Genomic DNA, 3,743 nt, shown 5'->3' with positions numbered 1-3,743 from the left:
AGTTCTCAAACAACACCACCACACCGCTCCCCGGACAGTCACCGACCACCGGATCACGAGGGACTCACACTCTTCGCCACCCATTTCGGGGCAACTTCTCCAGCCTAGCCACACAGACCCACCAAGTCAAAACCGGGCCCGCACAACCATCTGAAAACCGCCACCTGCCTCGGCCCGGGCCTCTCGGTCCGGGCTCGCTCTCGGCGACTTCCAATAAGTTACGCAGACGTGAACCCAAACGCAAATCGCCAGGTCAACGGCCAGAAAGCCGCGAGGCCGCTCGCGTCACCTGTGGGTGTCGACGCGCTCGATCCGGCCCCCCAGGGACCGCACCTTCTCGAGGAAGTCCGGGTACCCGCGGTCGATGTGGAAGATCTCGCAGACCTCGGTCACGGCGTCCCCGCACATCCCGGCGAGGACCAGGCCCGCGCCGGCGCGGATGTCACTGGCCCACACGGTCGCGGAGTCCAGGCGTTCACGGCCCCGGATCTTTGCGTGGTGCCCGTCGGTCTCGGCATCGACTCCCATGCGCACCATCTCCTCGACGAAGCGGAATCGTGCCTCGAAGAGGTTCTCGGTGATCACGGACGCGCCGTCCGCCACGGAGGCGAGGGCGATCGCCATCGGCTGGAGATCGGTCGGGAAGCCGGGGAACGGCAGGGTCCGCACGTCCCGCGCGCGGGGACGGCCCTCCTGGATGACCCGGACCCAGTCCGGACCGGTCGAGACCTGCGCCCCCGCGCCGCGGAGGTTCTCCAGCACCACGTGGATGAACATGGGATCGATGCCGGTGACGGTCACGTCACCCCGCGTCATCACGGCGCCCATCGCCCAGGTGGCGGCGACGATCCGGTCCCCTATCACCCGGTGACTCACCGGCGTCAGTGTCTCGACACCGTCGATGGTGATGGTGCTCGTCCCGGCCCCGCTGATGCGGGCACCCATCTTGGACAACAGGTCACAGATGTCGACGATCTCTGGTTCCCGGGCGGCGTTGACCAGCGTCGAGGTGCCGCGGGCCAGAACCGCGCCGAACAGAAAAGTCTCCGTGGCACCCACGGAGGGGAACGCGAGCGTGTACCTGGCGCCCGTCAGTTCGGTGGCCTCGGCGACCAGTCGGCCGTGATCCATCCTCGTGGTGGCGCCCAGCTTCTCGAGCGCCTCGCGGTGCCAGTTGAGTGGCCGGTCCCCGATCGCATCTCCGCCCGGCATCGCCAGCTCGGCACGGTGGTAGCGACCGACGAGGGGCCCGAGGATGCAGACGGATGCCCGCAGTCGCTGCGCGGCCTTGTCGTCCGAGACGTGCCCCAGGTCCGCCGGCGTGTCGATCACCACCGTTCCGCCCGAGATCTCGACGGTGCACCCCAGGTGCCGCAGCACGTCGGCCATCGCGGGCACGTCGGAGATGTCCGGGCAGTTGGTCAGTGTGGTCCGCCCCTCCGCCATCAGTGCCACCGCCATCAGCTTGAGCACGCTGTTCTTGGCGCCGGCGACAGAGACCTCGCCGGCCAGTCTGGTGCCGCCGGTGACGAGGAAGCTCTCCTCGCGGGACGTGGGGTTACCGCTCACGCGGTCCACCTTAGGCGAGAACCGGGGCGACCAGCGGAGCCCGCGCACCCTCGGGGCCACGCGAACGGGCGAGGCGACCACGGCAACGCGCGACCGGGCGAGGCGACCACGCGACCGCTCGACCGCGCACGCGTAGGTTGGCGTCATGGCTGTGCATCTCACCAAGATTTATACCCGGACCGGCGACGACGGCACCACGGGACTGTCCGACTTCTCCCGGGTGAGCAAGAACGACGCCCGACTGGACGCCTACGCGGACTGCGACGAGGCCAATGCCGCCCTGGGGGTAGCCCTGACCTGCGGCGATCTCGACAGCCGCATCGCCTCCGTGCTCCGGGTCGTACAGAACGACCTCTTCGACGCCGGGGCCGACCTCTCCACTCCTGTTGTCGACGCCCCCGAGTACCCCCCGTTGCGGATCGAGCAGTCCTACATCGAGCGACTGGAGGGGTGGATCGACGAGTTCAACGCCGAACTCGCCGACCTGACCTCGTTCATCCTGCCCGGTGGAACCCCCGGCGCCGCCCACCTGCACGTCGCCCGGACGGTGGTGAGGCGCGCCGAGCGAGCCGCCTGGGCCGCCGTCGAGGCATACCCCGAGACCACGTCCGTGCTGCCGGCCAAGTATCTCAACCGCCTGTCGGACCTTCTGTTCGTCCTGGGACGGGTGGCCAATCCGGAGGGCGACGTCCTCTGGGTTCCCGGCGGCGAGCGCGGCGCCGATCGCGGCTGATTAATCCGGAGCTCCCGGACCCCGGCCGCAGTGCCAGAGCCGCTCTCCTGTGCCCGAGCCGCTCCGCTGTCCCCGAACCGCCGTGCCCGAGCGTGCAGCCGCCCCGGGGGTCAGGGCAGAACGCCCATCCGACGCGCCGCGTTGACCGCCTCGAATCTGGTGTGCGCATCGAGTTTGCGCATGACCGAGCGCAGGTAGCTCTTCACCGTCTCCGCACCGATCCCCATGTCGGCGGCCGTCTCGATGTTCGTCTTGCCCTGCGCGACGCAGGCCAACACGTCGAGCTCGCGGCGCGACAGGCGTGCCGTGGGCATCTCCGGCGGCGGGGAGACCATCTCGGCGCAGATCCGTTCGAGCTCGGCACGCACGTCCGGGTCCTCGGTCCGGGAGGCCAGCATCCGCAGCCGGGCATGGGTGTCGCGCATGCGCTCGTTGGACAGGACGTCGTCCCAGCGCCCCTCACCCGCTCCCGGGCCCATCGGGGCCGCGCCTCGGGCCGCGAGGGCGTCGTTGACCGCGATCTCCTGCTCGAGGGCGCGGGCCGTGGCCGCCATCTGATTGAGGACCTTCTCGCCGAAACGGACCGAGGAGTGCACGCCGGCGTAGAGCACGGCCCGCACGTCCTTGCCCACCACGACCGGGATCGCCGCCATCGACCGCAACCCCTCGGACAGCACGGGCAGGTCGTACTCGTGAGTGATCACACCGGCGCGCGGGTAATCGGCCACACCGACCGGCTTACCGGTCGCCATGACCCGGCCGCCGACCCCGGCGCCGTAGTGGATCATGAGATCCTTCATCGCCGAAGTCCGCATCCCGAGGGACTCGGAGAGCACGAGGGTGTGGCCCTCTCCGACGACCCCACCGATGGTCACCGGGATGCCCGTGGCCTCCCGCAGGGCGGAGATCGCGCTGCGGACGGACGCCAGATCACGCCGACGCCGCTGCGCATCGCTCGCGGCACTCCCGGCTACACCACGGCCGGCATTCTCCTCGTCCATGAGGTCTCCTCCCACGTCCGTGGCATACCCCCACCGCGAGTAGGGGACGACCCCCCGCAAGTGCCACACATCACCATCGTCAGCGCCACTATACGCACGTGGCCGGGCTGATGCCGATCCCAGTCGGCCGCCGACGACCGATGTCCCCGGGGGTGCCCCACCCCGCTTCCCAACCGGAGTGCACTCAGGGAGTGAAAGCTGGATCGAATGCCTCGGGATCCTCGGGATCCGCCAGCATCGCGGCCGCTCCGGTGAGGGGCGCGACGCGCTGTTCGTCGTAGATCCACTCCTCGACGTCACTGGAGTCCGGGTCGCCCACCAGGTACGGGTGCAGGCCCAGATCGGCGTCCGCGTCGACCGCCTCCCCCGGCGCCAGCACGGAGTCGTCGAGGAACCGGGTCACCTCGTCGTCGTCGAGATCGACGCCGATCATCACCATC

3 protein-coding genes and 1 pseudogene are annotated in these 3,743 nt (G+C 69.5%); 1 reads left to right on the top strand and 3 read right to left on the bottom strand.

The window, feature by feature from the left end; translation table 11 throughout:
• Window positions 1-285: 285 nt before the first annotated feature.
• Window positions 286-1,569, bottom strand: a complete 1,284-nt coding sequence (murA, locus tag G6020_RS03810) for a UDP-N-acetylglucosamine 1-carboxyvinyltransferase (RefSeq protein WP_179524634.1) — start codon at window positions 1,567-1,569, stop codon at window positions 286-288.
• Window positions 1,570-1,714: 145 nt separating this feature from the next.
• Here murA and G6020_RS03805 point away from each other — a divergent pair, with 145 nt between their 5' ends.
• Entirely contained in the window at window positions 1,715-2,302 is a 588-nt protein-coding gene (locus tag G6020_RS03805; RefSeq protein ID WP_179524633.1) for a cob(I)yrinic acid a,c-diamide adenosyltransferase, read from the top strand.
• A gap of 110 nt (window positions 2,303-2,412) precedes the next feature.
• On the opposite strand, the gene G6020_RS03800 is transcribed toward G6020_RS03805, so the two are convergent.
• Together G6020_RS03800 and G6020_RS03795 are read right to left on the bottom strand one after the other, a co-directional pair.
• Window positions 2,413-3,303: a LuxR C-terminal-related transcriptional regulator gene (locus G6020_RS03800; protein WP_182609704.1), complete on the bottom strand. Its 891-nt coding sequence runs from the start codon at window positions 3,301-3,303 to the stop codon at window positions 2,413-2,415.
• A gap of 184 nt (window positions 3,304-3,487) precedes the next feature.
• Window positions 3,488-3,743: pseudogene (locus G6020_RS03795) on the bottom strand (GTP-binding protein); the annotation flags it as partial.

Origin of the sequence: Dietzia sp. B19, from assembly GCF_014145155.1 — a bacterium.
Taxonomy (GTDB): Bacteria; Actinomycetota; Actinomycetes; order Mycobacteriales; family Mycobacteriaceae; genus Dietzia; species Dietzia natronolimnaea.
The sequence above is the reverse complement of the archived record's forward strand: the minus strand, read 5'-3'. Positions and strand labels throughout refer to the sequence as shown.